Annotated in this window: 5 protein-coding genes; 3 read left to right on the top strand and 2 right to left on the bottom strand. The window is 62.1% G+C overall.

Annotated features, from left to right (window positions below; all coding sequences use genetic code 11):
- The coding region (locus QZ269_RS02915) for a threonine--tRNA ligase (protein WP_291424129.1) at window positions 1-748 on the top strand (748 nt) is incomplete at its 5' end.
- 212 nt (window positions 749-960) lie between these two features.
- On the opposite strand, the gene proC is transcribed toward QZ269_RS02915, so the two are convergent.
- Window positions 961-1,755 carry a pyrroline-5-carboxylate reductase gene (proC, locus tag QZ269_RS02910; RefSeq protein WP_291424127.1) on the bottom strand — a complete coding sequence of 265 codons (795 nt, stop codon included), beginning with the start codon at window positions 1,753-1,755 and terminating at the stop codon, window positions 961-963.
- 143 nt (window positions 1,756-1,898) lie between these two features.
- Between proC and QZ269_RS02905 the strand changes: the two genes are divergently transcribed.
- Window positions 1,899-2,873: an ABC transporter substrate-binding protein gene (locus QZ269_RS02905; protein WP_291424125.1), complete on the top strand. Its 975-nt coding sequence runs from the start codon at window positions 1,899-1,901 to the stop codon at window positions 2,871-2,873.
- Window positions 2,874-2,948: 75 nt separating this feature from the next.
- The gene (locus QZ269_RS02900; protein WP_291424123.1) at window positions 2,949-4,646 is read left to right on the top strand and encodes a YifB family Mg chelatase-like AAA ATPase; all 1,698 of its coding nucleotides are present in this window, start codon (window positions 2,949-2,951) and stop codon (window positions 4,644-4,646) included.
- Window positions 4,647-4,726: 80 nt separating this feature from the next.
- On the opposite strand, the gene QZ269_RS02895 is transcribed toward QZ269_RS02900, so the two are convergent.
- Window positions 4,727-6,784, bottom strand: a complete 2,058-nt coding sequence (locus QZ269_RS02895) for a M3 family metallopeptidase (RefSeq protein ID WP_291424121.1) — start codon at window positions 6,782-6,784, stop codon at window positions 4,727-4,729.
- Window positions 6,785-7,016 lie beyond the last annotated feature (232 nt).

Genomic DNA, 7,016 nt, shown 5'->3' with positions numbered 1-7,016 from the left:
TGAACTGAGGGCCGCCATTGAACTGATTCAGGACTGCTACAACGTGCTGGGCTTCACGGGCTTCAGCTACCGCCTGTCGCTGCGTGACCCTAATGACACCGAAAAATACTTTCAGGACGACGAAATGTGGAATAGCGCCGAGGCTCAACTGCGCGAGGGCCTGGGTAAGATGGGCCTGGAATTCTATGAGTCGCCCGGTGACGCGGCGTTCTACGGCCCCAAAGTAGACATTCAGGTGCGCTCGGCGCTGGGCAAGGATGAAACCCTGAGCACCGTGCAGCTGGACTTTCTGCTGCCCCAGAAGTTTGAGCTGGAATATGTGGCCGAGGACGGCAGCCGCCAGCGTCCCGTAATGATTCACCGTGGCCTGCTCTCGACGATGGAGCGCATGACCGCCTTCTTGATCGAACAGACTGCCGGGAACTTCCCGCTGTGGCTGGCCCCGCGCCAGGTCGCCATTATTCCGATTGCCGACCGCCACAACGACTACGCCTGGGAACTGCGAAACGAGCTGCACGCGGCGGGCCTGCGCGTAGAAGTGGACGATTCCAGCAACCGGATGCAGGCCAAGGTGCGCGAGGCCGAACTGAGCCGCATTCCCTTCATGCTGATCGTGGGCGACAAGGAACAAGAAGCCCGCGAAGTCAGCCTGCGCGAACGCACGCCCGAAGGCACCCAGGAGCGCAAGGGCGTGAAGTTCGACGAGCTGAAAGCCGAGCTGATCAAGCGGCGGGATACGCGGGCGTAAGCCTCAAGCCGGGACGAATAAAAAGAGCCGCCTGCATGTCTGGGGCGGCTTTCTGGCTTACCGCAACGAATTGAGCCGGTGCTGAGTGCCGCCGCTTCTGGTTTGGTCAGGGTAACGTCGAGCACGGCTTTTTCTTCGTCATAACTTTCTGGATAGGCTCTACGCCCAGGCGGTTTTTGCCTTTAGACCCGCCCCGGCTTTTGCAGCGATCTCTATTCTTCCTGATCCTTGCCCAGTTCGTTGCCGCGCCGGGTCGCCGCTACCACTGCCTGAATGATGGCCCCGCGCACCCCCCCTTCTTCCAGGGCCTGCAAGCCGGAAATAGTCGTGCCGCCTGCGCTCGCCACCTCATCCTTGAGCATAGCGGGGTGAGCGCGGCGCTGAAGCAGTTCCCCGCTGGCGACCAGCAGTTTGGCCGCCAGTTCGTGAGCCAGCGGGCGGGGAATGCCCATTCGCACCGCCCCGTCGGAGAGGGCCTCGGCTACCAGCGCCAGGTAGCCGGGGCCGGAAGCACTCATGCCCGTAAAGGCGTTGAACAGGTGCTCGGGCAGGTCGTATACGTCCCCGACAGCCCCGAACAACTGGTGGGCAAAGTCAAGGTCGCCTGCGTCCTGCGCCTCCTTCGGCCCGGCGATGGCGGTCTGCGAGTGGCCGATGGTGGCGGCCAGATTGGGCATGACCCGCACGACTCGCTGCGTGCCCAGCCGCCGCACCAGGGTACTAACGCTGACTCCAGCCATGGTGCTGATGTATCCGGTGTTCTCCTGCGCCAGCCAGTGCGTGACCTCGGGAAACACACGCGGTTGCAGGCTGACCAGCACGCGCCGGGCGTGCGGCAGGTCGCTTTCACGGATGACCCTTGCGCCCAGTCGCTCAGCGATGCCGTTGACCCGCTCGGTATGCGCGTCGATCAGACCGATTTCGGAGGCGGGCAGCATCCCCTTTGAGGTCACGCCCTCCAGCAGAGCAAGGCCCAGTTTTCCGACGCCGACAATGGCAAGTTCCATGCCTGCCAGTATAGGAAGCCGGGCCGCGTGCGCCGGGGCGCTGTCTGTGCCGGGGTAGCGGGAGCAGATTTAGGGAGAACAGGTTGAAGAACGCCAGATAATAGTTGACCAAATTGGTCATCTTCTTTGCTATGCTGGAGGGCATGTCACTTCGAGTCATTTCTGTGCTTTCCTTGCTTTTGCTCGGCACTGCTTCGGCGCAGCAGGCCAAAGAACTTCGTCTGGGCGTATTTCCCAACGTGACCCATGCGGCTGGGCTGGTCGGGATCAACCGGGGCCTGATTCAGAAGGAACTGGGGCCGAACGTCAAACTGGTGGTCAAGGAATTCACCAACGGTTCTCAGGTCAACGAGGCGTTCGCGGCGGGGGCCATTGACGCTTCCTATGTTGGCATCGGCCCGGTGATGAACGCCTATCTGCGCGGCGTTCCCCTACAGGTCTACTCGGGGGCGGCCAACGCCGGGGCCGTGCTGGAGGCCCGCAAAGACAGCGGAATTCGCAGCGTCAAGGGGCTGGCGGGCAAAAAGGTGGCGGTGCCCACACGGGGAAGTGTGCAGGACATCAGTCTGCGCCACCTGCTGCGCGAAAACGGCCTGAAAGCGACTGACGAGGGCGGCAACGTGACCATCGTGCCCACCGACCCGGCGAATGTATCAGCGGGCTTTGTCGCCGGTCAGCTGGACGCCGCCCTGGTGCCTGAACCCTGGGGAGCGATTCTGGAAACCCAGGGAGCCAGAATGATCGCCAACGAAAAGGCCATCTGGAATAACGGCGACTACACGACTGCTGTACTGGCTCTCAACAGCAAGTACGCCGCCGCCAATCCTGAGGCCCTGCGGGGGTTGCTGCGTGGGCATCTGGCGGCCATCGACTCTATTAAAAAGAGCAATGCCGGAGCGCAAAAAGCCATTGCCGACCAGATTTACACCTATACCGGCAAGCGCCCCAACAGCGGCGAGCTGTTTAAGTCGCTGGCCCGCACCCGCGTGACCTGGAACATCAACCTCAACACCCTGGCGGAGTACGCCCAGCTCAACAAGGAAGCCGGATTTGCCCGCGACGTGCCTGACCTGAACAAATTCGTGGATCTGAGCATCGTCAAGTCGCTGGCGAAATAGGCCGTAAGACCGCTGTGCATCACGCCCGTTTACAGTGTAGGGCGTGAGTTTTCTTTTCTTCATGAGGCCCTGCTGATGCTGGCCCGCGCCCGCAGCGTGGCCCTGATCGGCGTGGACGCCGTGCTGGTCGAGGTCGAGGTGGACGTGAGTCCCGGTTTGCCCGCATTTACGGTAGTCGGCTTGCCCGATCAGGCGGTCAGCGAGGCGCGGGAACGGGTGCGGGCGGCCATTCGCAACGCGGGGCTGCCCTTTCCGGCGGCGCGGATCACGGTCAACCTAGCGCCTGCCGACCTGCGCAAGGAAGGCCCACTGTACGACCTGCCGATTGCGCTGGGCGTGTTGGCCGCGCAGGAGGTGCTGCCGCGTGAGGCGCTCGAGGAAACCATCATGGCGGGGGAACTGGCGCTGGACGGCAGTTTGCGGCCTATTGCCGGGGCCATTAACCTGTCTTTGCTGGCGGCGGCCCATGACTTCGAGGCCCTGCTTCCCGAGGGCAACGCGCAGGAGGCGGCACTGATCGAGGGCGTAAGCGTCTACGGCGCGGCGAACCTGCGCGGGGCGGTGGCCCACCTGAGCGGCGCGGCGCGTTTGCCTGTTACCCGGCCCGAGGCGCCTGCGGACGATTCCGCCTTTTTTCCTGACCTGAGCGACCTGAAAGGGCAAGCGGCGGCGCGGCGGGCGCTGGAAGTGGCCCTGGCGGGCGGGCACAACCTGCTTATGGTAGGTTCTCCGGGCAGTGGCAAGACTATGCTGGCGCGGCGAGCGCCGGGGCTGTTACCGCCGCTGACCCGCACGGAGGCGCTCGAAGTCACCCGGATTCATTCGGCGGCGGGATTGCTGACCAGTCGCGGCAGCTTCAGCCGTCATGCGCCGTTTCGTGCGCCTCACCACACAGTTTCGGACGCGGGTTTAATTGGTGGCGGCAGTATTCCTAAGCCCGGCGAGGTTTCTTTATCACACCGGGGCTTATTATTTTTAGATGAATTTCCAGAGTTTTCGCGTAAAGCACCCTACACTCTCTGGGGAACTCTGCGCGGCCCCTGTGTGGCTGACACCGACAACCAGGGGCAAAATCATCTGCTGCGCTGCTTTGCGCCTGATCTGAAAAGCGAGTGGGCCAGATTGCCGGATCGGTCCGTGATGACCGTCGCCCGCAGCGGGCAATTTGCCTATCTTCAGGCCGCCGACTGGGACAAACCGAGCAAAAGCTACAGGCCTGACTTTCCGTTTATCCGCTATGACCTGAACACCGGGCAGCAGACGCCCCTGAGTTATCACGTCCCGCACAGCGCCCAGGAAGCCGAGGGACACCGCAGCATGTTTGATACCTACGCCGCCCAGGACACGATTTATCTGGGTGAGGAACTGCCCAGCGAACGCTTTGCCGTCTGCCCAGCAATGGTCGGCCTGAAGTGGAATTGCCTGGGCGACATCATGAGCCGGGACGGTCAGCGGCTGCTTACGCTGGAAGGAAAATCTTTTAGTACTGTCCAGCACGTCAGCCAGGACGGGAGCAGGCTTTACATCCTGGGCAACACGCTGCAAGTCTGGGACACGCAGACGGGCAAGCGCCTCGCCAGCATCCACGACCCGCAGTGGGAAAAGCGCGGCGAGTACACCTTCCGCGCCCATCTGACACCCGACAACACGCGGGCTGCCCTGCTCACCTACCACTACAACCCCAAACGCGACCCTGACCTGAGCAAGCTCACAGCGTACATTTACCGCCTCAGCGACGGCAAACTGCTCGGCAGCTTTTCAGTGAAGCCCTAAAAAGCAGAGACGCCGTAGCCCCCGCCGCAGCCCCTCTTTTTCGCCTTTTCTACAAGCTACACGCCACAGGCCACAAGCCCTTAAAGCAGCCCACTCCGCCGCAAAAGCGCATCCGCATCCGGGTCACGCCCCATGAAGTCGCGGTAAAGCTGCGCGGGGTCGTCACTGTTACCCCGGCTCAGGATTTTGTCGACGTAGTCGCGGCCCGTTTCGCGGTTGAAAATTCCCTCCGTGGCAAAGCGGGAAAAGGCGTCGGCGTCGAGCACTTCGGCCCACTTGTAGCTGTAATAGCCCGCGCCGTAGCCCACTGGACTGCTGAACAGGTGGCTGAAACTGGCGATCTGCGCGTAGTTGGCAGGCAGCGCCACCGGGTAGAACTGCTGCATGGTCTGGCGGGCCACGTCTACCGGGTCGGCTGCGCCGTTCGGATCGAACTCTACATGCAGGGTCAGGTCGGTCAGGCCAAAGCTGTACTGGCGCATGGCGGTGTTCGCGGCGCGGTAGTTGCGGGCGGCGACCATCTTGCTAAACAGCTCCTGCGGCAGCTTTTCGCCGGTCTGGTAGTGGCGCGCGAACAGGTCGAGGGCTTCGCGCTCCATCCCCCAGTTTTCCATGATCTGGCTGGGCAGTTCCACAAAGTCCCAGGGCACGCTGGTGCCGCTGAGCGACTTGACCGCCACGCGGCTCATGGCGTGGTGCAGCAGGTGGCCGAACTCGTGAAACACCGTTTCAACCTCGCGCACACTGAGCAGGCTGGGGGTCTGTGCGCTGGTCCCTTCTGATATGGGGGGCGTCATATTGCCGCACATCAGGCCCAGGTGCGGGTCTACATCATTTTCCTTCGGGCCGCCCGTGATAAAGGCGTTCATCCACGCGCCGCCGCGCTTGGTGTCGCGTGGAAACCAGTCGGTGTAAAAGCTGGCGATGTGCTGGCCCTGTTCGTCGTGAATCTCGTAATACCTGACTTCCGGGTGCCAGCCGGGGGCCTGCGCTTCCCGCACCGTGATGCCGAACACGCGCCTGCAAATCTCGAACAGGCCCTCCAGCACATTGTTCATCGAGAAATAAGGCCGCAGCGCTTCCTCGTCGAAATCGTACTTTTCCTGGCGCTGCTTCTCGGCCCAGTAGGCCACGTCCCACGGCTGTAGTGCGGGGGCCTCGGCTCCGGCTTTGCTGCGGTAGTAGGCCTCCAGATCGGCATTTTCGCGCTCGAAGGCGGGGCGGGTTCTGGCTTCGAGGTCGCGCTCGAATTTTAGGGCACCCTCACCCGTTTTTGCCATGCGGTCTTCCAGCACGTAGTCGGCAAAATTCCTGAAGCCCAGCAGCGTGGCCTGCTCGCGGCGTAGTTGCAGAATTTCCCGTATCAGCGGGCGGTTGTCGCGCCCTTCTTGCTGCCCCAGCTGGCCGCTGGCTTCCCACAGTTCGCGGCGCAGTTCGCGGTCGTCGGCATAGGTCAGCAGCGGCGTCAGCACCGGCTGTTGCAGCGTCAGGCGGTGGCCTTCCTGGCCCCTATCCTGGGCCAGCTGGCGAGTCGCGTCCTGCACGCGCTGCGGCACCCCTTGCAGGCGCTCGGCAGACACATACAGTTCGTAGGCGGCCACAGCATCCAGCACGTTCTTGCTGAACTGGTTGGTGGCCTGAGCCAGCTGGGTATTGACTTCCGTCAAGCGGGCTTTTTTATCGTCTGGCAGGTCGGCCCCGCCCCGGCGAAACTCGTCGATGGTCAGCTTCAGGTGCCGGGCGCGTACCGGGTCAAGCCCTCTGGCCGCGTCCGTTTCGGCAAAGGATTTCAGCGCCTGCCACAGCTCCGGGTGCAGGCTCAGTTCGGTGTAGAACTCGGTGGTCAGCGGAATGATCGCCTCGACTGCCGCCTTCCATTCGTCGCTGCTCACCACGCTGTCAAGGTGATGAATGATGGTGCTGACGGTGCCGAGTTGCTCGGTCAGCAGATCGAGATCCTGCATGAAGTTCTTGAAATCGCGCTCACCCGACCGTGCCAGCGCCTCCACGCGTTCACAGGCCACACTCAGCAGGGCAGTAATGGCAGGCTCGGCGTGTTCGGGCCTGATCTGATCGAATGGAATCTTGAAACCGACATTCAGCAGAGGGTTTTTGCTTTCGGGAACAGATTGACTCATCGCCGGGCAGTATACGGGCGATACGAGCGGTTTTGCTGCCTATTCCTGAAGGTTTAATGTAAAATTAATCTTGGTATCGGCACTGACCCTTTCATTTTGGTCTTCAAGGGTGGGAGAACGCTTCCGGGGACTAAGGAGCTGGCGCGTAATGATGGCCTCATCGCCCCGAGCGGACTTGCAAAGCGGCGAAGCAGAGCGAGTAGCCAAAAATAGCTCTGGGCGCAAGTGGAGT

It is taken from the genome of Deinococcus sp., from assembly GCF_018260405.1.
In the GTDB taxonomy this organism is placed as follows: domain Bacteria; phylum Deinococcota; class Deinococci; order Deinococcales; family Deinococcaceae; genus Deinococcus.
The sequence above is the reverse complement of the archived record's forward strand: the minus strand, read 5'-3'. Positions and strand labels throughout refer to the sequence as shown.